This window comes from Sphaerotilus natans (genome assembly GCF_900156335.1).
GTDB lineage: Bacteria > Pseudomonadota > Gammaproteobacteria > Burkholderiales > Burkholderiaceae_C > Sphaerotilus > Sphaerotilus natans.
Genome location: NZ_FTMZ01000011.1, coordinates 69,747 through 93,785, shown reverse-complemented (window position 1 = coordinate 93,785; position 24,039 = coordinate 69,747). Strand labels below are relative to the sequence as shown.

Sequence of the window (24,039 nt, the reverse complement as noted above, 5' to 3'; positions counted from 1 at the left end):
TTTGTCCTGCTATCGCAGCGTCACCCAGACCGGCGCGTGATCGCTCGGGCGCTCGTTGCGGCGCGGGCCGCGGTCGATGCCGCAGGCCGAGGCGCGTGCGGCCAGCGGTGCGCTCAGCAGGATGTGGTCGATGCGCAGGCCCTGGTTGCGCCGGAACGCCAGGTTGCGGTAGTCCCACCAGCTCCAGCTGCGCTCGGGCTGCTCGAACAGGCGGAACGCATCGCTCAGGCCCAGATCGAGCAGCGCGCGGAAGGCGGCGCGCTCCTCGTCGGTGCAGTGGATCTGGCCGGCCCAGGCGACCGGGTCGTGCACGTCGCGGTCCTCGGGCGCGATGTTGAAGTCGCCCATCAGCGCCAGCGCCGGATGCGCGGCCAGCTCCTGCGCCAGCCAGCGCTGCAGCGCGGCCAGCCACGCCCGCTTGTAGACGAACTTCTCCGAATCCGGCGCCTGGCCATTGGGAAAGTAGGCGCCGACGATGCGCACGCCTCCGACCGTCGCGGCGATCACGCGCGCCTGCGGGTCGTCGAGGCCGGGAATGTTGCGGGTGATGTCGGTGATCGCCTGGCCCGAGCGGGCCAGCAGCGCCACGCCGTTGTAGGTCTTCTGGCCGAACCAGGCGCAGCCGTAGCCGGCGGCCTGCAGCGCCTCGGCGGGGAACTTGTCGTCGGTCAGCTTGGTTTCCTGCAGCACGACGATGTCGGGCGAGGCGGCGGCGAGCCAGTCGAGCAGCTGCGGCAGCCGCACCGACAGCGAATTGACGTTCCAGGTGGCAAGTTTCATGGTGCGCGCATGGTAGCGGGGGGCGCGGCGCCGGCCAGGGCCGCGGCTTCCATCGCCGCGCCGAGGCTGGGGGCCACGCCATGGGTTCCCAGCTGCGCGACGAAGCCCGAGCGCTCCAGCAGCGAGCGCGGCTGCGTGTTGAGCGCCGCGACGATCAGCCGCACGCCGCGGCGCTGCAGCTGGCGATGCAGCTGCACCAGCGCGTCGACGCCGGAGCTGTCGACCGAGATCAGCCGGTGCATCTCCAGCACCAGCACCCGGGTGTCGGGGCGCAGCCGCTCGGCCAGCGTCTCGACCTTGCCGATCGCGCCGAAGAACAGCGTGCCGTAGAGGCTGTGCACCTCGATGCCGGCCTGGGCGCCGGGCAGGGTGTCCTGGAAGGTGGTGACGTCGATCTCGGGGTCGGGTGCCAGGCGCTCGATCGAGAACAGCTGGCTCATGCGCCAGATGAAGAAGCCGCAGGCCAGCAGCAGCCCGACCTCGACCGCCACCGTCAGGTCGAAGATCACCGTCAGGAAAAAGGTGCCCAGCAGCACCGAGCGGTAGGGCAGCTTGAAGTGCCGCAGCCGGGCGAACTCGTGCCATTCGCCCATGTTCCAGGCGACGAACAGCAGGATGCCGGCCAGCACCGCCAGCGGCACATGCAGCGCCAGCGGTGCGGCGGCCAGCATGATCAGCAGCAGGATCAGCGCATGCAGCATGCCCGCCACCGGCGAGGTGGCGCCGGCGCGCACGTTCGTCACGGTGCGCGCGATCGTTCCGGTGGCCGGAATGCCGCCGAAGAAGGGCACGACCACATTGGCCACGCCCTGGGCCATCAGCTCCTGGTTCGGGTCGTGGCGGGGCGCGTCGATCATGTTGTCGGCCACCCGCGCGCACAAGAGAGACTCGATCGCGCCCAGCAGCGCGATGGTCAGCGTCGGCATCAGCAGCTGCTTGGCGGTGGCCCAGTCGAAGTCGGGCGGCTCGAAATCGGGCAGCGACTGCGGAATGCCGCCGAAGCGCGAGCCGATCGTCTCCACCGGCAGTCCCAGCAGCGTGCTGAAGGCCGTCAGCGTGACCAGCGCGACGATCGGGCCGGGCAGGCGCGAGACCACCCGGGCGCTGCGGCCCTCGACGATCTCGCGCGGCAGGAAGGTGCCCGGCTTGAAGATGCGTGCCCAGACGAACAGCCCGGCCAGGCAGAGGCTGCCCAGGCCGAAGGCCCAAGGGTTGAAGCTCGCGCGGTGCAGCCACAGCGTGTGGATCTGGGCGAAGAAGTCGGCCGGCATCTTCGTGATGTCCAGCCCGAGCAGGTCGCGCAGCTGCGACAGCGCGATCAGCACCGCAATGCCGTTGGTGAAGCCGATGACGATCGACACCGGGATGTAGCGCACCAGCCCGCCCAGCTTCAGCAGGCCCATCAGGAACAGCAGCACGCCGGCCAGCATCGTCGCGATCAGCAGGTTGGCCAGGCCGTGGCGCTCGATGATGCCGAAGACGATGACGATGAAGGCGCCGGCCGGACCGCCGATCTGCACGTTCGATCCGCCCAGCAGCGAGATCAGGAAGCCGGCGATGATCGCGGTGTACAGGCCCTGCTCGGGCTTGACGCCGCTGGCGATCGCGAAGGCCATCGCCAGCGGCAGCGCGACGATGCCCACCGTGGCGCCAGCGCCCAGGTCGGTCAGGAAGCGGCTGCGATCGTAGCCGCGCAGACTGTCGAGCAGCCGGGGACGGAAGCGGTGCAGCCGCTCGGGCAGGGCGGCGAGCACCTCGGACAGGGTGGACAGGGAACGGGACTTCACGCGGGCACTCCGGAGACGGGACGGAGCCTCGGGCGGGAAAGGCGCCCGCCGAGGCGGTCGAGGGGTCAGCGGGAAGCGCGCGCCGGCGGGCCGCAGTGGTGACGCAGCGCGATGAAGCGCCGGCGCCGGCTCAGGGGCCGGACGGCGTCTTTCGGGCGGGGCACCGCGTGCATGGTGTCGCGATTGTGCATCGCGATGGTGCGGCTGAGGATCGGTGAATGCGCGTGCGCCGATGCCCGCTCGGGCCGGATCACCGACGATGGGCGCCGTGTCTCTGGATCGGTCATGTCCTCGCGTTCACCTTCCTCGTCATCGTCGTCGCCGCGCGGCTTTCGCGGCAACAAGTCCAGCCTGCCGAGCAAGCCCTGTGCCGCCTGCGGACGCGAGATGAGCTGGCGGCGCGCCTGGGCGCGCTGCTGGGACGAGGTGAAGTACTGCTCCGAGGCCTGCCGGCGTGCGCCGGCCGCGCTCAGGCGATCCTGATCAGACGATCCGGAACACCCGGATCAGCACCGCGTTGCGCTTCGGGCGCAGGCTGTCGAGCGTGCCGGTGTAGACGCAGTCGTTGAGCCAGCCGTACTTGCCGTCGGGCGCGCTCAGGTGGATGTGCGAGGCGGCGTAGCGCGGCTGGCCCGGCGCGGTGCGCACCAGCACCTGGTTGTGCACGGTGATGATCGCGCCGTCGTCGGTCTTCAGCTCGTAGAGCGCGTCGAGCAGCCGCGCGCCGTCGCGGCGCACCAGCTGGCGGTCGGCGCCGCCGGGCAGCACCGTGCCCTTCAGGCCGGGGCCGGCGAACTCGCCGCCGGTGATCGGCACGATGCGGCGCTCGCCCAGCGGGCCCGGGCCGATCGTCACCATGTCGGCGATGTCGACGATCGATTCGTAGACGAACTCGGTGCGCGGCGCGCTGATCGGCACGTCGGTGCCCAGCGGCGAGGCGGGCGGCACGGGCGTGGCGGCGGGCTGCGCCTGGGCGGGCAGGGCGGCGGCGGTCGCGGCTGCCGCGGCGCCGAGCAGCCAGTGGCGTCGGCCGGATGCGAGGGGGGCGGGCATGGTGGTCTCCTGGGGCGGGTTCGGGCTCATTCGCAGCGGAAGCTCGTGGCGCGCTCGAGGTCGCCGCCGGCGTAGCGCGCGACCTTCGGCCAGGCGCACAGCGGGCGGCTGCGCTCGGGCGACCAGCCCGCAGGCAGCTCGGTGTTGGCGCCGCCGGGGTTGCCGGGGCCGCGCACCTGGGCGGTCACCCCGGCGGGGGCCTGGCCCTTTTCCACCCAGTCCACCAGCGGCTGCAGCAGATTGAACTGGTCGGTCGCGGGGCCGCCGCCGCAGTGGTTCATGCCGGGCACCAGGTAGAGCTGCGCGAAGTCGCTGGCATCGCCGCCGCTGTTCTTCTGCAGGTCCCGGTACCAGGCGACGCTGGCGTCGGTGGAGAACACGCCATCGCTGGTGCCGTGCCAGACCAGCATCTTGGCGCCGCGTGCGCGCAGCGCGCCGAGCTCGGCCGGCTTCGGTGGCGTCATGAACTGCATCGCCGATTCGGTGAAGGTCGCATCGGTGCGGAAGATGCCGGGGGCGTCGCGGTCCAGATGGAAGCTCAGCGCATAGCCGAGCGTGTCCTTCAGCATCTCCTTCGGCGCCGGCGGCACCATGAAGACGTAGCCGAGCGCGACCGGATCGCGGTTGCTCACCGAGTAGACGAACTTCCAGTTGGCCCAGTCCTCGGACACGAAGCCGGGGTCGGCCGGGAAGCTCGTGTAGAGCGCCCGGCCCGCCGAGTCGCGGGCGCCAGCCAGCACCTGGCCCAGCGCGGTCTTCTGCGCGCCGGTCAGGCACTGGCCGGTGCGGGTGTTGCCGTCGCAGGCGGGCACGTCGCGCTGCAGGTCGAAGGCCTTCTGGCAGGCGGCCACGTCCTGCACCATGCCGTCGGCCACGCCGTCGAGCGTGTCGCAGCGTGCCAGCAGCTTTTGCGCGAAGAACTGGCGCTCGGCGGGCGTGATCGCCGTCTTCAGGTCCTTCGGATCGGTGGCGACGCGGGCGAATTGCTGTGCGCCGTGAATCTGCGCGACCGCCGCCTGCGGCAGGTTGTAGCCGGGCGCGCCGGCCAGGATGCCGTCATAGGCCTCGGGCAGCCGCGCGGCGGTCACGAAGGCATGACGCCCGCCGTTGGAGCAGCCGCTGAAGTAGGCGCGATCCGCCGGTCGGCCGTAGCCGGCCGCGACCAGCGCCTTGGCCATCGGCGTGAGCTTGGCCACGGCCTGATAGCCGTAGTCGAGGCGCGCCTGCGGGTCCAGACCGAACAGCGGCAGCTGCTTCACGTCATGCCCGGCGTCCGAGCTGATCACCGCGAAGCCCTGCTGCAGCGCGTTGGTCAGGCCGCCGCGGCCGCCGACCGGCCCGGTGGCGGGCACCAGCAGGCCGTCCAGGCCGCCGTTGGCCTGGTAGAGGAAGCGGCCGTTCCAGGCCTGCGGCAGGCGCATCTCGAAGCCGATCGCGTAGCGCTGGCCGTCGACCGGGCTGGTGCGCTCGTGCATCACGCCGGTGATCCGGCAGTGCGCGCCCACCGGCTGGCCGGCGATCTTCAGCGCGTCGGCAGCGACCGGCTCGGCGGCGGTGAGGCGGGTGTGCGCGAAGCGGAAGCTCGCGGCCAGCTCGGCGCACTGCTGCAGCGCGCCGGGCCGGGCCGCGGCCATCGGGGTGACGGGCGCCGCCGGGCTGGCCGGACCGGGCAGGCCGGCACACCCGCCCAGCAGCGCGGCGGCAGCCAGTGCCAGAGGAAGCGGACGGATGGGCGAGGGCGAGACAGCAGGCATCATCTCTGTGACCTAACAATTGTTTGGTTCTTCGTGGCGCGACTGTAGGCAGCGACGGGAAACGCTTCCATGCGCACAAACCCGCAGATCCGCTCTGCCTAGAATCGCGCTCCATGCCTGATCCCGATCTGCCTCTCGCCGCGCCGGCCGATGCCGCCCCCGAGCCCTCCGCGCGCAAGCAGCATCTGCTGCAGGCGGCGGCCCGGGTGTTCGACGCGCGTGGCTTCAAGGCCGCCACGCTGCGCCAGATCGCCGAGGAGGCCGGCATCCTGGCGGGCTCGGTCTACCACCATGTCGAGTCGAAGGAGGCGCTCTACCTGGAGGTGCACCGCACCGGCTACCTGCGCATGCAGGCGGTGGTCGAGCGTGCGCTCGCCGGCGTCGAGGGGCCGTGGCCGCGGCTGGAGGCCGCGCTGGCGGCGCATCTGCAGGAGATGCTCGGCGGGGACCCGATCGCCCGCGTCACCGGCCAGGGGCTGATGGCGCCGCGCGACGGCCCGGTGCATGCGGTGCTGGCGCCGCTGCGGCGCCAGTACGAGGCGCTGTGGGCGCAGCTGGTCGAGGCGCTGCCCCTGCCGGCCGATCTGGACCGCCGGGTGCTGCGGCTCAACCTGCTGGTGGCGCTCAACGGCACCCGGCTCTGGTACCGGCCCGATGGCGGGCTGAGCCCGGCCGCGCTGGCGCGCCAGTGGGTGCGGATGCTGGGCGGTGACGCTCAGCCGTGGATGTAGCGGCTGAACACCTCGCCGAAGTCGCGCCGGGTGTGGCGCACATGCACCGCCTCGTTGAGATTGTCGAGCAGCGCGTTGAACTGGTCGGGCAGATCGCGCGGCAGGCCGACCTGGCCGATCCGGTACATCGACGACATCGCGCCGAGCACCTTGAAGGCGTGGCTGCGATTGTCCTCGTCGCGCGCCTGCAGCCGGCCGATGGCGATCAGCGCCTTGTAGACATCCTTGAGCTGCTCGAGGAACTGCTTGCGCACGTCGATGCTGAAGGCGGTGCCGCCGATCGAGAACTTCAGCTCCACGTCCATGTCGACGGTGCCGGCGGTCTCGATGGTGACGCGCTCGATGCGCGCGTCGGCGTAGTCATGGCGCCGGATGGTGCGCTTGGAGGACACCGCCGAGTCGCCGTCGACATGGATCAGCGCCAGGTTGGTGAAGCAGTACTCGTCCTTGCGCGACTTGATCAGGAAGAAGATCTTCTCCCCGTCCTCGTGGAAGAGGTAGTCGTCGGCGTCGACGCTGCCGTAGTCCTTGGGCTGGATGATGGTGCCGATGTCGCTCAGGCCGAGGGCTTCGGAGGCGAGCTTCTTGAACATGCGCAGTCTCCCGGAACTGGAGAAATCATTGGAGAAATCACCGATGGGCCGCGACGGGCGCGGCAGCGCAGCATAGTCCGATCACGACAGGACCGCGGAAAGGACAAGGACGATGCCGACGACGATCGATGTGCGGCGCTCGCTGCTGCTGGTGGTCGATGTGCAGGCGCTGCTGGCGCCGGCGATCGACGAGGGTGCGGCGGCGGTGGCGAACAACCGCCGGCTGCTGCAGGCGGCGCAGCACCTGCAGGTGCCGGTGCTGGTGACCGAGCACTATCCGCAGGGCCTGGGCGCGACGGTCGAGCCGCTGCAGGCGCCGATGGCCGCCGCCGGCGCCACGGTGATCGAGAAGATCCACTTCGGCGCCACCCGCGAGCCGGGTTTCCTGGAGCGGCTGCGCGGCTTCGGGCGCGACCGGATCGTCCTGACCGGCATGGAGGCGCACATCTGCGTGCTGCAGACCGGCCTGGGCCTGATCGAGGCCGGCTTCGCGCTGGCGGTGGTGGCCGACGCCAGCGCCTCGCGCACCCGGGCGAACCGGGAGGCGGGCCTGGCGCGGCTGGCCCGCCACGGCGCCGAGCTCGTCACCACCGAGATGGTGATCTACGAGTGGCTGGAGCGCGCTGGCACCGCGGACTTCCGGGCGCTGCTGCCGCTGGTGCGTTGACTGGCGGCGCAGCGGCGCCGGCCGTCAGCGGATGCGCATCCCCGGCTGCGCGCCGGGGAAGGGCTCCAGCACGAAGATGCCGGGGTTCTTCTTCTCGTCGGCGTCGCTGGCGGCCAGCACCATGCCTTCGCTGATGCCGAACTTCATCTTGCGCGGCGCGAGGTTGGCGACCATCACGGTCAGCTTGCCTTCCAGATCCTCGGGCTTGTAGACGGAGGCGATGCCGGAGAAGACGTTGCGGGTGCGGCCTTCGCCGGCGTCGAGCGTCAGGCGCAGCAGCTTGGTCGAGCCGTCCACCGTCTCGGCCTTGACGATCTTCGCCACGCGCAGGTCGACCTTGGTGAAGTCGTCGATCTTGATCTCGGGGGCGATGTCCTCGCCGCCGGGAACGATCTTCTCGGGCTCGGGCGCGGCGAAGAGTTCTTCGAGCAGCTTCGGATCGACGCGCTGCATCAGGTGCTGATAGCTGCCGATGGCGTGCGCGCCCAGCGCGCGCTCGGCGTCCGCGAAGTCCAGCGGCGCGACCTGCAGGAAGGCCTCGACCTGGGCGGCCAGCGCCGGCAGCACCGGCTTGAGGTAGATGGTCAGCAGGCGGAAGGCCTCGATGCAGACGGTGCAGACGTCCTGCAGCACGGCGTCCTGACCCGGCTGCTTGGCGATCTCCCAGGGCTTGTTCTGGTCGACGTACTCGTTGACGCGGTCGGCCAGCGCCATGATCTCGCGCAGCACCTTGGCCAGCTCGCGCGCCTCGTACAGGCCCGTCACCGTGTCGCGGTGCGCGCGCAGCGTGTCGAGCAGCGCGCGGCCCTCGACGCCGACATCGCTGCTCAGCTTGCCGCCGAAGCGCTTGCTGATGAAGCCGGCCGCGCGCGAGGCGATGTTGACGTACTTGCCGATCAGGTCGGCGTTGACGCGGGCGGTGAAGTCGTCGCGGTTGAAATCGACGTCCTCGACATGCGAGTTGAGCTTGGCGGCGATGTAGTAGCGCAGCCACTCGGGGTTCATGCCCAGCGACAGGTACTTGAGCGGATCCAGGCCGGTGCCGCGGCTCTTGCTCATCTTCTCGCCGTTGTTGACGGTCATGAAGCCGTGCACGAAGACGTTGTCGGGCGTCTTGCGGCCCGAGAAGTGCAGCGTCGCCGGCCAGAACAGCGTGTGGAAGTAGGTGATGTCCTTGCCGATGAAGTGGTACTGCTCGATCTCGGGCGAGGCCATGAACTCGGCGAAGCTGCGGGTGTCGCCGTACTTCGCGGCCGGGCCGCCCTTGTCGAACCAGTTCTTCAGCGAGGCGAGGTAGCCGATCGGCGCGTCCAGCCAGACGTAGAAGTACTTGCCCGGCGCGTCCGGGATCTCGATGCCGAAGTAGGGCGCGTCACGGCTGATGTCCCAGTCGCCCAGGCCGCCCTGGCCTTCTTCATCCTTGGTGAACCACTCCTTGATCTTGTTGAGCACCTCGGGCTGGAGCTTGCCCGGCTCGGTGGTCCAGTTCTGCAGGAACTCGACGCAGCGCGGGTCCGACAGCTTGAAGAAGTAGTGGTCGCTGGTCCTGAGCACCGGCGTGGCGCCCGACAGCGCCGAATACGGGCTTTTCAGCTCGGTCGGGCTGTAGACGGCGCCGCAGGATTCGCAGGAGTCGCCGTACTGGTCCTTGGCGCCGCACTTCGGGCACTCGCCCTTGATGAAGCGGTCGGGCAGGAACATGCCCTTCTCGGGGTCGAAGAACTGCTCGATGGCGCGGACCTCGATCAGGCCGTTGTCGCGCAGGCCGCGGTAGATGTCCTGCGCCAGCTCGTGGTTTTCGACGCCGTCGGTCGAGTGCCAGTTGTCGAAGGAAATGTGGAAACCGTCGAGGTATTCCTTGCGGCCGGCAGCGATGTCGGCGACGAACTGCTGCGGCGTCTTCCCGGCCTTCTCGGCGGCGATCATGATCGGCGCGCCGTGCGCGTCATCGGCGCCGACAAAATGCACCTGGTGGCCCCGCATGCGCTGGAACCGCACCCAGATGTCGGCCTGGATGTACTCCATGATGTGGCCGATGTGGAACTTGCCGTTGGCGTAGGGCAGGGCGGTGGTGACGAAGAGCTGGCGGGTCATGGTGGCGTTCCGGGGGGCGCTCGTGGCGGAAGAAAGCCGCCGATTCTAGGCCTGCCGCTCCTGATATCGTTGCCGCATGACGACCCCGATCCCCCCGTCCGAACCGGTGCTGACGCTCACCCGGCTGGGTCTGCGGCTGCCGGTGGCGCCGGGCCAGTCGCTGCTGGAGGCCGCGCGCGCCGCGGGCCTGCGGCTGCGCAGTTCCTGCCGCAACGGCACCTGCCGGGTCTGCCTGTGCCGGGTCACGGCCGGCGAGGCGAATCTGCGCTACCGCATCGACTGGCCCGGCCTGAGCCTGGAGGAGCGCGCCGAGGGCGGCTGGACGCTGCCCTGCGTCGCGCTGGCCGACGGCGACGTGGCGATCGACGCCACGCTGGATCCGCGCACCGCACCGCGCTGAAGTCCGAGACGACGGCCGATCGCCCCGGTCATCGGCCGATTTCATCGCGCCGGCCGCAGGTCCAATCGGGCCGGTCGCGGGAAGGTGTCGATGGCAGTGCGGAGTCGATCAGGCGGGATGGCGAGTGTCGGTCCTCGGGGACTGGCGGCGCTGTCGTGGCCGGCGCTGCGGCTGCTGATCGCGCTGCTGCTGGCGCTGCTGCTGTGGCCGCTGCCTGCGCGCGCCGTGCCGGCGGCCTCGCCGACCGAGCCACAGATGCGGGTGCTGGAGGATGTCTCCGGCGCACTCGATGCCGCGCAGGTGCTGGCCGCGCCGGGCTGGCGCGCGCTGCCGGCCGGTGCGCCCAATCTGGGCTATTCCGATTCGGCCTGGTGGTTCGACCTGCGCTGGACGCCGCCGCCCGGCGGCGGGCGCTGGAGCCATCTGGCGCTGGCCTACCCGGTGCTGGACCGGGTCGAGATCCGGCTGTTCGACCGCGACGGGATCGAGCGCGGCCACTGGCGGCTGGGCGACAAGCAGCCTTTCCATCAGCGTCCGGTGCCGCATCGTCACTTCATCGTGCCGCTGCCGCGGGCCGCGCCGGGTCAGGAGGTGGTGCGGGCCCTGGTGCGCGTGCACACCAGCAGCGCGGTGCAGCTGCCGGCGCAGCTCTGGACCGAGCAGGCCTTCCTGGCCGGCGAGCAGCTCGACCAGCTGGTGCAGGGCCTCTATCTGGGCGTGATGCTGGGCATGCTGGCCTACAACTTCTTCCTGTGGCGGGTGATGCGCGAGCGCGTCTACCTCTGGTATGTGCTGTGGGTGGCGGCGATCGCCAGCTTCCAGGCCTCGATCGGCGGGCTGGCCTTCCAGCACCTGTGGCCCGAGGCGACGCAGTGGAACGACCGCGCGATCGTGGTCTTCCTGGCGCTGGCGGTCACCAGCGCGTCCTTCTTCATGATCGATTTCCTGGCGCTGGCGCAACGCGGCGGCTGGATGCTGCGGCTGCCGCAGGCCACCGCCTGGCTGTGCCTGCTGGCGCTGCTGTCGGCCTTCGTGCTGCCGTATCCGATGGCGATCCGGCTGGCGATCGGCTGTGCGGTGGTGGCGATGTTCGGCGCGCTGGGGGTGTCGGCGCTGCGCGGCCGCGAGGGCTTTGCGCCGGCGCGCATCTTCCTGCTGGCCTGGTTCCTGGTGCTGGCGGGCGGTCTGGTGCTGGCGGCCAGCAAGTTCGGGCTGCTGCCGCGCAATGGGCTGACCGAGCATGCCACCCAGGTCGGCACCGCGCTGGAGGTCATCCTGCTGTCGCTGTCGCTGGCCGGGCGGCTGCAGCATGAACGCCGGCTGCGCGAGCAGGCCCAGGCCGAGGCGATGGCCACCCAGCGCCGCGCCAACGAGCGCCTGGAGCAGCGGGTGACCGAGCGCACCCGCGATCTCGAGCAGCTCAACCGGCGCCTGGAGCAGGCCAGTCGCACCGATGCCTTGACCGGCGTGGCCAACCGGGGCCATTTCGACGAGCGCCACGCCGGCGCGGTGCAGCGTGCGATCGCGAGCGCAGGGCCGCTGGGCGTGCTGCTGCTCGACCTCGACCATTTCAAGCGCATCAACGACACGCTCGGCCACCCGGCCGGCGACGACTGCCTGCGCGAGGTGGCCCGGCGCGTGGCGATGCTGCTGGCCGGGCAGGACGGCGTGCAGGCGCTGCTGGCGCGCTATGGCGGCGAGGAGTTCATCGCGCTGCTGCCCGGCCTGCCCCCGCAGCAGGCGCTGGCGCTGGCCGAGCGCATCCGCCTGGTGATCGCCGAGCGGCCGGTCGACAGCGTGGCCGGCCCGGTGGCGGTCACCGCCAGCCTCGGGCTGTGCTGCCGGGTGCCGCGCGATGCGGCCGATGGCATCGCGATGCTGCGCGAGGCCGACGAGGCGCTCTACCAGGCCAAGCGCAGCGGGAGAAACCGGGTGGCGATAGACTTGCGCACCGCCGCCGCGGGCGCGCCGTGAGCCGCGCGCCTGCGCCTTTCCTCGACGTCTCTCCCGAAGCCCTCCCGTCATGTCCCTGAACGAGAACACCGTCCGCGCCGCGATCCAGACCGTGGTCGACCCCAACACCGGCAAGGACTTCGTCACCGGCAAGCAGCTGCGCAACCTGAAGGTCGACGGCAGCGATGTCGCCTTCGACATCGAGCTGGGCTACCCGGCGCGCAGCCAGGTCGACGGTCTGCGCCGTGCGCTGATCGATGCGGTGCGCACGCTGCCCGGCGTCGGCAATGTCAGCGCCAACATCAGCTGGAAGGTCACCGCGCACGCGGTGCAGCGCGGCGTGCAGCTGCTGCCGGGCGTGAAGAACATCGTGGCGGTCGCCTCCGGCAAGGGCGGCGTCGGCAAGAGCACGACCGCCGTCAACCTCGCGCTGGCGCTGGCCGCCGAGGGCGCCACCGTGGGCATCGTCGACGCCGACATCTACGGCCCGAGCCAGCCGATGCTGCTGGGCATCACTGGCGCGCGGCCCGAGAGCTACGACGGCAAGACGATGGAGCCGCTGGTCGGCCACGGCATCCAGGTGATGTCGATCGGCTTCCTGGTCGACAACGACCAGGCCATGATCTGGCGCGGCCCGATGGCCACCCAGGCGCTGGAGCAGCTGCTGCGCCAGACCAACTGGAAGGACCTCGACTACCTGATCGTCGACATGCCCCCGGGCACCGGCGACATCCAGCTCACGCTGGCGCAGAAGGTGCCGGTCACCGGCGCGGTCATCGTGACCACGCCGCAGGACATCGCGCTGCTCGACGCGAAGAAGGGCCTGAAGATGTTCGAGAAGGTCAGCGTGCCGATCCTGGGCGTGGTCGAGAACATGGCGGTCTACTGCTGCCCGAACTGCGGCCACACCGAGCACATCTTCGGCGCCGACGGCGGCAAGCGCATGGCGGCCGAATACGGCATCGACCACCTCGGCAGCCTGCCGCTGAACCTGTCGATCCGCCAGCAGGCCGACGCCGGCTGCCCGACGGTGGCGGCCGAGCCCGACAGCGAGATCGCCGCGCTCTACCGCGGCGTCGCCCGCCGCGTGGCGATCAAGATCGCCGACAAGGCCAAGGACTACTCGTCGAAGTTCCCGACGATCACCGTCTCGAAGTCGACCTGAGGCGGACCGTGCCGATGCCGGCTGCGCTCACAGCGGCCGCGTCGGCACCACCCGGATGCGGTGCCAGAAGGCGCGGTCGATGATGGCCATCACGCAGGGCCGCACCTGGCGCGGCTGCTGATCGTCCATCACGCGCTTGCGCACCGGCCAGTACAGCACGCCGCCGCTGAGGCGGATCACCCGCGCCGGCGACTCCAGCCGCACCGCCTCGGCCTGGCGGCCCTGCATGTCGGCGGCGAAGATGATCACCCGCTCGCGGCTCCAGCGCACCTTGCGGCCGAGCGCGGCGACCTCGCCCTGCTGCTCGAGGGTGTCCTCCCACTCGGCCGGCGAGTCGATGCCGATCAGGCGCTGCTGCCGTCCAGGCAGCGGACAGTGCATGTGGCTGCGGGTCGCGTGCACCCGCAGCAGGGTCGCGCCGCGGCTGCCATTGCCGCTGCCGCCGATACGCTCAGGTCCTGCCTCGGACGCGTCGCTGCCGGGGGCCGCTCGCGCCGGGCCGGCCAGAAGGCTGCCCATCACCAGGCTCAGCACCACGAGCGTGCGCAGCAGGCGCGGGCGGCGACGCACAGGGGCGAAGGCAAAGGCAGACGGTTTCATGGGCTCCTGATTCTTTCGATTTGGTCGCCGACTATAGCGTCGGGATACATCTTGGCGTCGGGACTGACCCGCAGCGGCAAGCCGGCCCTCAGAATCGCGCCATGAACCTGCTCGACGCGATGCGCTACCTCAGCGCGCTGGCGCAGGCGCGCCACTTCGGCCGCGCCGCCGAGGCCTGCCACATCACCCAGCCGGCGCTGTCGAACGCGATCCGCGCGCTCGAGCAGGAGTTCGGCGTGACCATCGTGCGCCGCGGCCGCCAGTACGAGGGCCTGACGCCCGAGGGCGAGCGGGTGCTGGCCAGCGCGCACCGCATGCTCCACGAGCGCGAGGCGCTGCGCCAGGAGCTCGGCCAGGCGCGCGCCGCGCCCGGCGGGCCGCTGCTGCTGGCCTGCGTGCCGACCGCGCTGCCGGTGGCCGCGCGGCTGGTGGCGCGGCTGCGCGCGGCGCATCCGGCGCTGCGCCCGACGCTGCGCTCGCTCAGTTCGCCCGAGATCGAGACCGGGCTGGAGGAGCTGTCGATCGACCTGGCGCTGGGCTACGCCGACCGCATCGGCGAGCGCGGCGTGCGCGCGCGGGTGGCGGCGTCCTACCGCGAGCGCCATGTGCTGCTGCGCCGGCGCGAGCCGTCCGGCGCGGGCCGGCGCCGGCGGATCGCGCCGATGCGCTGGCGCGAGGCCGCCGCGCTGCCGCTGGGGCTGCTGACGCCGGAGATGCACAACCGCCACATCGTCGATGCGGCCTTCGCGCAGGCGGGCGTGGCGGTGCGGCCGGTCTTCGAGACCAACTCGGTGCTGGCGCTGCTGCTGGCGGTGCACGAGGGCGCGGTGGCCGCCAGCGTCATGCCCGGTGTGCTGGCCGGCCAGGCCCGGCGCGACGCGCAGCTGGAGATCGTGCCGCTGGTCGAGCCGGAGGTCACGGTGACGATGGGCCTGCTGGCGCCGCAGGGCGGCCGGCTGTCGCTGGCGCAGCAGGCCGCGCTGGGCTGCGTGGCCGACGCCCGCTGGTGGCACGAGACGGTCGAGGTCGGCGGCACCGAGGCCGTGGATGCGATGGATGCTGCGGTGCATCATTCAGCGCCGCTATCGGACGGTTCACCGACGTGATTGGACAGCGCCGGGGCGCCCGCCCGATGATCGGCGCATGGAGACAAGCCCCCCCCTCGACGCGCCGCAGCAGACGGCGCTGGACCAGGTGCTGGCCGCGCACGCCGGCCAGGCTGGCGCCCTGCTGCCGATCCTGCATGCGCTGCAGGACCGGCTCGGCTTCGTGCCGCCAGCGGCGCTGCCGCCCATCGCGCGCGCGCTGAACCTCTCGCGCGCCGAGGTGCACGGCGTCGTCAGCTTCTATCACCACTTCCGCACCACGCCGCCGCGCGGCCGCGTGGTGCAGATCTGCCGCGCCGAGGCCTGCCGCGCCCTGGGCGCCGAGGCGCTGTGGGCGCATGCGCAGGCGGCGGTCGAGGCGCAAGGGCGCGACACGCTGGAGCCGGCCTACTGCCTGGGCCTGTGCGCGCAGTCGCCCGCCGGCATGATCGGCGCGCGGCTGCATGCGCGGCTGACGCCGGCGCGGCTCGATGCGCTGCTCGAAGGAGACGCCGCATGACAACGATGATGGAGACGGCGCCGCTGCGGCTATGGGTGCCGCGTGACAGCGCCGCGCTGGCGGTGGGCGCCGATGCGGTGGCCGACGCGCTGCAGGCGCGCGCGTCCGCCCAGGGCGTGCCGCTGGCGCTGGTGCGCAACGGCTCGCGCGGGCTGCTGTGGCTGGAGACGCTGGTCGAGGTCGACACGCCGCTCGGACGCGTCGTCTTCGGGCCGGTGATGCCCGAGGACGTGGCGGCGCTGTGGCCGGCCCTGTGCGCCGAGGCGCGCGGCGAGGCGAGCGCGCATCCCTTGCGCCAGGGCATCGCCGCGCAGATGCCGTATCTGGCCCTGCAGGAGCGGCTCACCTTCGCGCGGGTCGGCGTCACCGATCCGCTCTCGCTCGACGACTACGCCGCGCACGGCGGCTGGACCGGGCTGAAGGCGGCGGCCGCGATGACGCCGGCCGACATCCTGCGTCAGGTCACGCATTCCGGCCTGCGCGGGCGCGGCGGCGCGGCCTTTCCGGCCGGCATCAAGTGGCGCACGGTCGCGCACGCCGAGGGCCAGACCAAATACGTGGTCTGCAACGCCGACGAGGGCGACTCCGGCACCTTCGCCGACCGCATGCTGATGGAGGGCGATCCCTTCCTGCTGATCGAGGGCATGGCGATCGCCGCGCTGGCGGTGGGCGCCGCCGAGGGCTATGTCTACATCCGCTCCGAGTACCCGCACGCGGTGGCAATGCTGCGCGAGGCGGTGGCGCGCGCCGAGACCGCGGGCTGGCTGGGCGCGGACGTGGCGGGCTCGGGTCGGGCGTTCCGGCTGCAGGTGCGCATGGGCGCCGGCTCCTACGTCTGTGGCGAGGAGACGGCGATGCTCGAAAGCCTGGAGGGCCGGCGCGGCGTCGTGCGCGCCAAGCCGCCGCTGCCGGCGATCGAAGGCCTGTTCGGCCGCCCGACCGTCATCAACAACGTGCTGACCTTCGCCGCGGTGCCGACCATCCTGGCGCGCGGCGCCGACTTCTACCGCGGCTACGGCGTCGGGCGCTCGCACGGCACGCTGCCCTTCCAGCTCGGCGGCAACATCCGCCACGGCGGGCTGGTCGAGAAGGCCTTCGGGTTGACGCTGCGCGAGCTGGTCTTCGGCTTCGGGGGCGGCACCGCCAGCGGGCGGCCGGTCAAGGCGATCCAGGTCGGCGGGCCGCTGGGCGCCTATGTGCCCGAGCCGCAGTGGGACGTGCCGCTGGACTACGAGGCCTATGCGGCCATCGGCGCGGTGGTCGGCCACGGCGGCGTGGTCGTGCATGACGACCGCGCGGACATGGCGGGGCTGGCGCGCTATGCGATGGAATTCTGCGCGCTGGAGTCCTGCGGCAAGTGCACGCCCTGCCGCATCGGCTCGACCCGCGGCGTCGAGGTGATCGACCGCATCGTGCTCAACCGCGAGCGCCCGCAGGTGCGCGCGCAGCAGGTCGAGCTGCTGCGCGACCTCTGCGACACGATGATCGGTGGCAGCCTGTGCGCGATGGGCGGCATGACGCCCTATCCGGTGCTGTCGGCGCTGGACCACTATCCGGCCGACTTCGGCCTCGAGGCGGCGCCGCTCGCCGCACCCGCCGAGGAGACGACGCGATGAACCACCCCGTCATTCCGATCCAGGCGGTCAAGACGCTGGACGCCTGCCGCCAGCCCGAGATCGACCGCGGCACGCCGGCCAGCCTCGCCGCCGAGACGGTCACGCTGAGCATCGACGGCTTCCAGGTCACGGTGCCGCAGGGCACCTCGCTGATGCGCGCGGCCATCGACGCCGGCATCCAGGTGCCCAAGCTCTGCGCCACCGACACGCTGGAGCCCTTCGGTTCATGCCGGCTGTGCCTGGTCGAGATCGAGGGCCGGCGCGGCACGCCCGCGTCCTGCACCACGCCGGCCGAGGCCGGCATGACGGTGCGCACGCAAAGCCCCAGGCTGCAGAAGCTGCGCCAGGGCGTGATGGAGCTCTACCTCAGCGACCACCCGCTCGACTGCCTGACCTGCGCGGCCAACGGCGACTGCGAGCTGCAGACCCAGGCCGGCGTGGTCGGCGTGCGCAACGTGCGCTACGGCGTCGGCGACCGCGCGGTGGCCGGCATCACCGGTCGCCACCATCTGGCGCACGCCCAGGACGAGTCGAACCCGTACTTCACCTACGATCCGTCGAAGTGCATCGTTTGCAACCGCTGCGTGCGCGCCTGCGAGGAGGTGCAGGGCACGTTCGCGCTGACGATCTCGGGCCGCGGCTTCGAGTCGCGGGTGGCCGCCGGCATGGACGAGCCGTTCATGCAGAGCGAGTGCGTCTCCTGCGGCGCCTGCGTGCAGGCCTGCCCGACCGCGACGCTGACCGAGAAGACGGTGATCGAGCTCGGCCAGCCCGAGCACAGCGTCATCACCACCTGCGCCTACTGCGGCGTGGGCTGCTCGTTCAAGGCGGAGATGAAGGGCACGCAGGTCGTGCGCATGGTGCCGTGGAAGGACGGCAAGGCCAACGAAGGCCACAGCTGCATCAAGGGCCGCTTCGCCTGGGGCTACGCGACGCACAAGGACCGCCTGACGAAACCGATGGTGCGCGACAAGATCACCGACCCGTGGCGCGAGGTGAGCTGGGACGAGGCGTTGAACCACGCCGCGGGCGAGTTCCGCCGCATCCAGTCGACTTACGGCCGCGATTCGGTCGGCGGCATCACGTCGAGCCGCTGCACCAACGAGGAGACCTACCTCGTGCAGAAGCTGATCCGCGCCGCCTTCGGCAACAACAACGTCGACACCTGCGCCCGCGTCTGCCACAGCCCGACCGGCTACGGCCTGGGCCAGACCTACGGCACCTCGGCGGGCACGCAGACCTTCAAGTCGGTCGAGCACACCGATGTGGTGATGGTCATCGGCGCCAACCCGAGCGAGGGGCATCCGGTCTTCGCGTCGCGGCTGAAGAAGCGGCTGCGCCAGGGCGCGCGGCTGATCGTGGTCGATCCGCGCCGCATCGACCTGGTGGATGCGCCGCACATCCATGCCGACTTCCACCTGCAGCTGAAACCCGGCACCAACGTGGCCGTCATCACCGCGCTGGCGCATGTGGTCGTCACCGAGGGGCTGGTGAACGAGGCCTATGTGGCCGAGCGCTGCGACCCCAAGAGCTTCCAGCAGTGGCGCGACTTCGTGTCGAGCCCCGAGAACTCGCCCGAGGCCTTCGAGGCGGTCAGCGGCGTGCCGGCCGAGGTGGTGCGCGGCGCGGCGCGGCTCTATGCGGGTGGCGGGCAGGGCGGCAACAGCGCGATCTTCTACGGCCTGGGCGTGACCGAGCACGCCCAGGGCTCGACGATGGTGATCGGCATCGCCAACCTCGCGATGGCCTGCGGCATGGTCGGGCGCGAGGGCGTGGGCGTGAACCCGCTGCGCGGCCAGAACAATGTGCAGGGCTCCTGCGACATGGGCAGCTTCCCGCACGAGCTGCCCGGCTACCGCCACATCAGCGACAGCACGGTGCGCGCGCAGTTCGACGCCGCCTGGGGCGTGACGCTCAGCCCCGAGCCGGGCCTGCGCATCCCCAACATGCTGGACGCGGCGCTGGAAGGCTCGTTCAAGGCGCTCTACGTGCAGGGCGAGGACCCGGCGCAGTCCGATCCGAACACGCAGCATGTCGCGGCGGCGCTCTCCAGCATGGAATGCGTGGTCGTGCAGGACATCTTCCTGAACGAGACAGCCAAGTACGCCCACGTCTTCCTGCCGGGCGCGTCCTTCCTGGAGAAGGACGGCACCTTCACCAACGCCGAGCGCCGCATCAGCCGCGTGCGCCAGGTGATGCCGCCGCTCTCGGGCAAGGCGGACTGGGAGGTGACGCAGGCCTTCGCCAACGCGCTGGGCTACCCGATGCACTACACGCACCCGTCGCAGATCATGGACGAGATCGCCGCACTCACCCCCAGCTTCGCGGGCGTGAGCTTCGAGAAGATCGAGCGCCTGGGCAGCGTGCAGTGGCCCTGCAACGAGACCACCGACGAGGCCGGCACGGCGATCATGCACGTCGGCGGCTTCGTGCGCGGGCGGGGGCGCTTCCTGCCGACGCAGTACGTGCCGACCGACGAGCGGGTGACGCGGCGCTTCCCGCTGATCCTGACCACCGGGCGGGTGCTGAGCCAGTACAACGTCGGCGCGCAGACGCGGCGCACCGCCAACAGCCGCTGGCACGAGGAGGACCGGCTGGAGATCCACCCGCATGACGCCGAGGAGCGCGGCGTGAAGGACGGCGACTGGGTCGGCATCACCAGCCGCGCCGGCGAGACGGTGCTGCGCGCCACCGTCACCGAGCGGGTGCAGCCGGGCGTGGTCTACACCACCTTCCATTTCCCCGAGTCCGGCGCCAACGTCATCACCACGGATTCGAGCGACTGGGCGACCAACTGCCCCGAGTACAAGGTGACGGCGGTGCAGGTCAGCCGCGTCACGCAGGCCAGCGGCTGGCAGCGCGACTTCGCCGACTTCGACCGCCTGCAGCACGGCCTGCTGCCGGAGCACGCCCGATGAGCACCGTCACTGTGGACAGCGCCGCGACGCTGGTGCGGCTGGCCAACCGCATCGGCGAGTTCTTCGCAGCCTTTGCCGATCGCGAGGAGGCGCTCGACGGCATCGCCCAGCATCTGGCGAAGTTCTGGGAGCCGCGCATGCGCCGCGGGCTCTATGTCCACCTCGACGGGCCGTCGCAGGGCGAGGGACTGGCGCCGCTGGTGCGCGAGGCGGTGCTGACGCGGCGCGGGCGGCTCGAGCCGCTCAGCGCGGCGCCAGCACCTTCGGCCGCTGGATCGTGATCGCGCGGGCCTGGTCGCGCTCGCGCCGGTAGGTGAAGGCCCCGCCTTCGAGCGCCTGCACGGCGACCGACAGCTGGGCCACGGTCGCCGCCTGCGACAGCGAGACCAGCGTGCACAGGCCGCTGGCCGCGGTGCTGCAGCTCACCGGGGTGGTCGCGCCCTGGAACAGGCCGCTGACCTTGACGCCGCCCATCGGCTTGCCGCTGGCATTGACGACGCGCACCGTGGCGCGTGCCGTCCAGCGGCCCTTGCTGACGGCGGTATCGCCCTGCAGCAGGCCGATGTTCAGCTCGTGCGCGGGCGGGAACTTCAGCGCGGTGGCGCTGCCGGCGAACAGCAGCCGGTTCGGGCTGCCCGAGAGCTGCGCCAGCACCGATGGCGTGGCCTGCGCCAGCAGCTGCTGCGTCAGCTGCGTCGGAGTCAGCGTCGGGCGCGATTCCAGCAGCAGCGCCAGCGTGCCGGCCACATGGGGTGCGGCCATCGAGGTGCCGCTGAGCAGCCGCTCCGCGGTCGGGCTGCGCCAGTCCGGCGCCGACACCCACAGACCCGGTGCCAGCAGGTCGACGCAGCTGCCGAAGTTCGAGAAGGACGCGCGCTTGTCCGCGTTGTCGCTGGCGCCGACCGTGATCGCAGCCGGCACCCGCGCCGGCGAGCGCAGGCAGGCGTTGGTGTTCTCGTTGCCCGCCGAGACCACCACATGGAAGCCCGCCAGCAGCAGACTGCGCACCGCTTCGTCCAGCATCGGGTACGCATTGGCTCCCAGGCTCATGTTGACGATGGCCGGGCGTTCCTGGCGGGTCAGGATCCAGTCGATGCCGGCCAGTACCTGGCTGATCGGTCCCGAGCCGTCGCAGCCCAGCACCCGCACCGACACCAGCGTGGTGCCCGGTGCGACCCCGGCGACGCTGCCGCCGATCGTGCCCGCCACATGGGTGCCGTGGCCACGGCAGTCGGCGCTGCCGTGGCCGTCGCGGACGTGGTCGGTGCCGGGCGCCAGTCGGTCGCCGAACTGCTGGTGGGCGGAAATGCCGGAGTCGAGCACGAAGACGGTCACGCCCTGTCCGCGTGTCGAGGTGCTCAGGCGCTGGTTCAGCGGCAGCCGGCGCTGGTCGATGCGGTCCAGGCCCCAGTGGCCGAACTCGGTCAGCGAGCGTTCCGAGGTGGTCTGTCCGGTCGACACCAGCGTGTCGGGCAATACCGAGAGCACGGCCGGATCCTGTTCGAGGCGCTGCTGCAGCGCTTCAGCCTCGCCTGCGGCCACCTCGACGGTGAAGCCGGGCCAGATGCGCGAGAAATGCAGCCTGGCCTGCGGGTCCCCTGGGCCCAGCAGCCGCAGGCTCTGGGCCTGGATGGCGGCTTCGGTGCGCTGCTGCAGCGTGCCGGCTTCGGCCTGCAGCGCGCGGGCCCGGCCGGCCTCATCGGCCGCGATCGCCGCCGGGTGCAGCTGCACGATCAGCCGCTGCGGTTCGCTGCCGGGGGCCGGGCGGGGCTCGTCCGCGCCGCCACCACAGGCAGACAGCAGCACTCCCAGCCCCAGCGTCGCCAGGGTGGTGTGCCAGGGGCGGAATCGGGCAAGGGTGTGGGCGAGGGCGCAGTCCGACTTCTCTGGCATCTCGATGTCCTCGGGGCTCATGGGCAATCAGAGGATTTCGATCTGCGCAAAAGAAAGTGAATTCCCGGCTTTTCCGGTTGCGGTCCCGGCGGGGTTCGCAGCGGGTGTTGCTGCGAAGAATGTCACGCTCCGCGTCAGGCGGCCGGATCGACCCGGTAGCGCTGCTGCATGAATCCGAAGCCGTAGGCGCGGGTCGACACCAGCGAGAGTTTCAGATCGGCCGGCAGCGGCCCGCCCAGCGGCCGGCCCTGGCCGATCAGCACCGGCACCACCGTCAGCGTGATCTCGTCGACCAGGCGCTCGGCCAGGAAGGCGGCCAGCAGCCGCGCGCCGTCGACGTAGACATGGCGCGCGCCGAGCCGGCCCAGCTCCTCGAGCACCGCCTTCGGGGGGGCCGTGCTGGCCTGCACGGTGGCGCGCAGCGCCTCGGGAATGAGCAGCGGCCGGCGGCTCATCACCCGCACCGGCCGGCTGCCATAGGGCCAGACGCCGTCGCCCAGCAGCAGCTCGAAGGTGCCGCGGCCCATCACGACCGCGTCGACGGTGGCCAGGAAGTCGGCGGTGCCGCAGTCCTCGCTGGGCGGGATGCGCCGGTTGGCTTCGTCGAGCCAGTCGATGCGGCCGTCGGGGCGGCTGATGTAGCCATCGAGCGTGGTGGCGAGGAACAGGGAGCAGCGGGGTTTCATGCGTCAGGCCGGACTTCGGAGTATCGATCTTGCGAACCCGCGATCATCCTCCATTCGCGGGGCTTTTCTGGATCCGGATGCAGATCTCCGCGTCGACACCGTGACACGATGCCGATGCCAGAATCGCCGCCATGCATGAAGACGATCACGAATTCCTGCCCGATCCGAGCGGACCCCGGCCGGTCGAGCGCCTGCAGGCCGGCCGGCGCGAGCCGCATGTCGAGACGCTGGCCGAGGAGCTGCCGGTCGCGCTGGTCTACAACGGCATCTCGCATGCGGTGATGCTGGCTTCGCCGGCCGACCTGGAGGACTTCGCGCTGGGCTTCTCGCTGTCGGAGGGCATCATCGATTCGCCCGACGATCTGCTCGACGCCGAGATCCTGCCTGCCGACCTGGGCGAGAGCGTCGCGCTGGCGGGCACCACCGAGCGCGGGCTGTCGGTCGAGCTGAAGGTGACGCTGCGCTGCTTCATGCGGCTGAAGGAGCGCCGGCGCACGCTGGCCGGGCGCACCGGCTGCGGCCTGTGCGGCACCGAGAGCCTGGCCGAGGCGGTGCGCCCGGTGGGCCGCGAGGCCGCCTGCATCGCGGTCGAGGCCGCGGCGCTGGAGCGCGCGATGGCGGCGCTGCCGCGTCACCAGACGCTGCAGCAGGCCACCGGCGCGACCCATGCCGCCGCCTGGTGCGCGCCCGACGGCGAGGTGCTGCTGGTGCGCGAGGATGTCGGCCGCCACAACGCGCTCGACAAGCTGATCGGCGCGCTGGCGCGTGCCGGCACCGATCCGGCCGCGGGCTTCGTCGTCGTCACCAGCCGCGCCAGCTACGAGATGGTCTACAAGGCCGCGCATGCCGGCTTCGGCCTGCTGGCGGCGGTGTCGGCGCCGACCGGGCTGGCGGTGCGCACCGCCGAGGCCGCCGGTCTGGTGCTGGCCGGCTTCGTGCGGGGCGACCGGGCGGTGGCCTACAGCCACGCCAGCCGGCTGCTGACCACGCCGGCGCCTGTCCCGGTCAGTTCCAGCTGACCTCGCTGGCGAAGAGATAGCCCGCGCCGTAGACGGTGCGGATCATCTTCGGGTTGTGCGGATCGGTCTCGATCTTGCGGCGCAGCCGCGAGATGCGCACGTCGATGCTGCGGTCCAGCGGCGAGAGGTCGGGGTCGCCGCAGATCTGCTCGCGCGCGAGGATGCGGTTGGGCCGCTGCAGGAAGGTCGCCAGCAGCCGTGCCTCGCCCGAGCTCAGCGTCCATTCCTGGCCGCTGGCGCTGCGCAGCAGGTTGGTGTCGGGCTGGAAGGTCCAGCCGTTGCCGAAGCGCGCCAGCTGCGGGCCGCGCTCGTCGCTGCCCTGACCGCGCCGGCGCAGGATGCTGCGCACCCGCGCGACCAGCTCGCGCGGCTCGAAGGGCTTGGTCACGTAGTCGTCGGCGCCCAGCTCCAGGCCCATGACCCGGTCGCCGATCCAGGCGCGGCCGCTCAGGATCAGCAGGCCGCAGTCATGGCGGCGCTGGATCTCCTGCATCAGCTCCATGCCGTCGCCGTCGGGCAGGCCGAGGTCGAGAATGCACAGGTCGGGCACCTGCAGCGCGAGCTGCTGGCGGGTCTCGGCGGCGCTGCGGCAGCCATGCGTCTCGAAGCCGAAGTCGCGCAGCACCGTCTGGAGCAGCCGCGCCACCTCGGCGTCGTCCTCGACGATCAGGATGCGCGTGCCCTCTCCGGGCGACCGGCTCATGGGCGTGTTCATGTGGGGTGAG

At 71.4% G+C, this 24,039-nt stretch carries 23 protein-coding genes; 12 read left to right on the top strand and 11 right to left on the bottom strand.

What is annotated here, in order from left to right; all coding sequences use genetic code 11:
* Positions 1 to 9 precede the first annotated feature (9 nt).
* The 3 genes from xth to BW996_RS11470 all read right to left on the bottom strand — a co-directional run bounded on the left by xth (position 10) and on the right by BW996_RS11470 (position 2,929).
* Positions 10 to 780: an exodeoxyribonuclease III gene (xth, locus tag BW996_RS11480; RefSeq protein ID WP_037479710.1), complete on the bottom strand. Its 771-nt coding sequence runs from the start codon at positions 778 to 780 to the stop codon at positions 10 to 12.
* Positions 777 to 2,534, bottom strand: coding sequence for a SulP family inorganic anion transporter (locus BW996_RS11475; RefSeq protein ID WP_241461891.1), 1,758 nt, complete (start codon positions 2,532 to 2,534; stop codon positions 777 to 779). The genes xth and BW996_RS11475 overlap by 4 nt, the downstream gene beginning before the upstream one ends.
* Positions 2,535 to 2,632: 98 nt before the next feature.
* Positions 2,633 to 2,929, bottom strand: coding sequence for a hypothetical protein (locus tag BW996_RS11470; protein WP_162177959.1), 297 nt, complete (start codon positions 2,927 to 2,929; stop codon positions 2,633 to 2,635).
* Here BW996_RS11470 and BW996_RS11465 point away from each other — a divergent pair.
* Complete coding sequence (locus BW996_RS11465) at positions 2,853 to 3,050, top strand: DUF2256 domain-containing protein (RefSeq protein WP_076458906.1); 198 nt, start codon at positions 2,853 to 2,855, stop codon at positions 3,048 to 3,050. The genes BW996_RS11470 and BW996_RS11465 overlap by 77 nt on opposite strands.
* Here the strand turns inward: BW996_RS11465 and BW996_RS11460 are convergent, their stop codons facing one another.
* Both BW996_RS11460 and BW996_RS11455 read right to left on the bottom strand, forming a co-directional pair.
* Positions 3,051 to 3,620, bottom strand: coding sequence for a DUF3237 domain-containing protein (locus BW996_RS11460; protein ID WP_139330846.1), 570 nt, complete (start codon positions 3,618 to 3,620; stop codon positions 3,051 to 3,053).
* A 26-nt stretch (positions 3,621 to 3,646) separates the two neighbouring features.
* Positions 3,647 to 5,374, bottom strand: coding sequence for a tannase/feruloyl esterase family alpha/beta hydrolase (locus tag BW996_RS11455; RefSeq protein ID WP_051631706.1), 1,728 nt, complete (start codon positions 5,372 to 5,374; stop codon positions 3,647 to 3,649).
* 113 nt (positions 5,375 to 5,487) lie between these two features.
* Between BW996_RS11455 and BW996_RS21700 the strand changes: the two genes are divergently transcribed.
* The gene (locus tag BW996_RS21700) at positions 5,488 to 6,105 is read left to right on the top strand and encodes a TetR/AcrR family transcriptional regulator (RefSeq protein ID WP_051631698.1); all 618 of its coding nucleotides are present in this window, start codon (positions 5,488 to 5,490) and stop codon (positions 6,103 to 6,105) included.
* Here BW996_RS21700 and BW996_RS11445 read toward each other — a convergent pair.
* Positions 6,090 to 6,698, bottom strand: coding sequence for a PH domain-containing protein (locus BW996_RS11445; RefSeq protein WP_037479704.1), 609 nt, complete (start codon positions 6,696 to 6,698; stop codon positions 6,090 to 6,092). The two genes, BW996_RS21700 and BW996_RS11445, sit on opposite strands and share 16 nt — an antisense overlap.
* Positions 6,699 to 6,810: 112 nt before the next feature.
* Here BW996_RS11445 and BW996_RS11440 point away from each other — a divergent pair, with 112 nt between their 5' ends.
* Positions 6,811 to 7,365, top strand: coding sequence for an isochorismatase family protein (locus BW996_RS11440; protein WP_037479702.1), 555 nt, complete (start codon positions 6,811 to 6,813; stop codon positions 7,363 to 7,365).
* Positions 7,366 to 7,389: 24 nt separating this feature from the next.
* Here BW996_RS11440 and metG read toward each other — a convergent pair whose 3' ends face one another.
* Positions 7,390 to 9,459, bottom strand: a complete 2,070-nt coding sequence (gene metG / locus BW996_RS11435; protein WP_037479700.1) for a methionine--tRNA ligase — start codon at positions 9,457 to 9,459, stop codon at positions 7,390 to 7,392.
* A 76-nt stretch (positions 9,460 to 9,535) separates the two neighbouring features.
* On the opposite strand from metG, the gene BW996_RS11430 reads away from it, so the two are divergent.
* From BW996_RS11430 to apbC, 3 genes are all read left to right on the top strand, one after another.
* Positions 9,536 to 9,859, top strand: coding sequence for a 2Fe-2S iron-sulfur cluster-binding protein (locus BW996_RS11430; RefSeq protein WP_037479698.1), 324 nt, complete (start codon positions 9,536 to 9,538; stop codon positions 9,857 to 9,859).
* A 117-nt stretch (positions 9,860 to 9,976) separates the two neighbouring features.
* On the top strand, positions 9,977 to 11,833 hold the full coding sequence (locus BW996_RS11425; protein ID WP_162177960.1) for a sensor domain-containing diguanylate cyclase: 1,857 nt from the start codon (positions 9,977 to 9,979) through the stop codon (positions 11,831 to 11,833).
* Between the two features lie 49 nt (positions 11,834 to 11,882).
* Positions 11,883 to 12,977 carry an iron-sulfur cluster carrier protein ApbC gene (gene apbC, locus BW996_RS11420; protein ID WP_037479696.1) on the top strand — a complete coding sequence of 365 codons (1,095 nt, stop codon included), beginning with the start codon at positions 11,883 to 11,885 and terminating at the stop codon, positions 12,975 to 12,977.
* A gap of 27 nt (positions 12,978 to 13,004) precedes the next feature.
* On the opposite strand, the gene BW996_RS11415 is transcribed toward apbC, so the two are convergent.
* Positions 13,005 to 13,577, bottom strand: coding sequence for a hypothetical protein (locus tag BW996_RS11415; protein ID WP_139330845.1), 573 nt, complete (start codon positions 13,575 to 13,577; stop codon positions 13,005 to 13,007).
* 101 nt (positions 13,578 to 13,678) lie between these two features.
* Here BW996_RS11415 and BW996_RS11410 point away from each other — a divergent pair, with 101 nt between their 5' ends.
* Genes BW996_RS11410 through BW996_RS11390 form a run of 5 tightly spaced genes read left to right on the top strand, consistent with a single transcriptional unit; the run spans position 13,679 to position 19,997 of the window.
* Positions 13,679 to 14,683 (top strand): LysR family transcriptional regulator, encoded by a 1,005-nt coding sequence (locus BW996_RS11410; protein ID WP_076458905.1) that lies wholly within the window; start codon positions 13,679 to 13,681, stop codon positions 14,681 to 14,683.
* A gap of 37 nt (positions 14,684 to 14,720) precedes the next feature.
* Positions 14,721 to 15,182, top strand: a complete 462-nt coding sequence (locus BW996_RS11405; protein ID WP_051631697.1) for an NAD(P)H-dependent oxidoreductase subunit E — start codon at positions 14,721 to 14,723, stop codon at positions 15,180 to 15,182.
* Positions 15,179 to 16,798: an NADH-ubiquinone oxidoreductase-F iron-sulfur binding region domain-containing protein gene (locus BW996_RS11400; RefSeq protein ID WP_076458904.1), complete on the top strand. Its 1,620-nt coding sequence runs from the start codon at positions 15,179 to 15,181 to the stop codon at positions 16,796 to 16,798. Before BW996_RS11405 ends, BW996_RS11400 begins: the two co-directional genes overlap by 4 nt.
* Complete coding sequence (gene fdhF / locus BW996_RS11395; protein WP_081838179.1) at positions 16,795 to 19,716, top strand: formate dehydrogenase subunit alpha; 2,922 nt, start codon at positions 16,795 to 16,797, stop codon at positions 19,714 to 19,716. The genes BW996_RS11400 and fdhF overlap by 4 nt, the downstream gene beginning before the upstream one ends.
* Positions 19,713 to 19,997, top strand: a complete 285-nt coding sequence (locus BW996_RS11390) for a formate dehydrogenase subunit delta (RefSeq protein WP_037483189.1) — start codon at positions 19,713 to 19,715, stop codon at positions 19,995 to 19,997. Before fdhF ends, BW996_RS11390 begins: the two co-directional genes overlap by 4 nt.
* Here the strand turns inward: BW996_RS11390 and BW996_RS11385 are convergent.
* Together BW996_RS11385 and BW996_RS11380 are read right to left on the bottom strand one after the other, a co-directional pair.
* The gene (locus BW996_RS11385) at positions 19,960 to 21,630 is read right to left on the bottom strand and encodes a S8 family peptidase (protein WP_076458903.1); all 1,671 of its coding nucleotides are present in this window, start codon (positions 21,628 to 21,630) and stop codon (positions 19,960 to 19,962) included. The two genes, BW996_RS11390 and BW996_RS11385, sit on opposite strands and share 38 nt — an antisense overlap.
* 113 nt (positions 21,631 to 21,743) lie before the next feature.
* On the bottom strand, positions 21,744 to 22,295 hold the full coding sequence (locus BW996_RS11380; protein ID WP_037483191.1) for a dihydrofolate reductase family protein: 552 nt from the start codon (positions 22,293 to 22,295) through the stop codon (positions 21,744 to 21,746).
* A gap of 131 nt (positions 22,296 to 22,426) precedes the next feature.
* On the opposite strand from BW996_RS11380, the gene fdhD reads away from it, so the two are divergent.
* A complete protein-coding gene (gene fdhD, locus BW996_RS11375) occupies positions 22,427 to 23,314 on the top strand; it encodes a formate dehydrogenase accessory sulfurtransferase FdhD (RefSeq protein WP_051632045.1) in 888 nt (295 codons plus the stop codon).
* Here the strand turns inward: fdhD and BW996_RS11370 are convergent.
* Complete coding sequence (locus BW996_RS11370; protein ID WP_037483194.1) at positions 23,301 to 24,017, bottom strand: response regulator transcription factor; 717 nt, start codon at positions 24,015 to 24,017, stop codon at positions 23,301 to 23,303. The genes fdhD and BW996_RS11370 overlap by 14 nt on opposite strands.
* Positions 24,018 to 24,039: the final 22 nt, after the last annotated feature.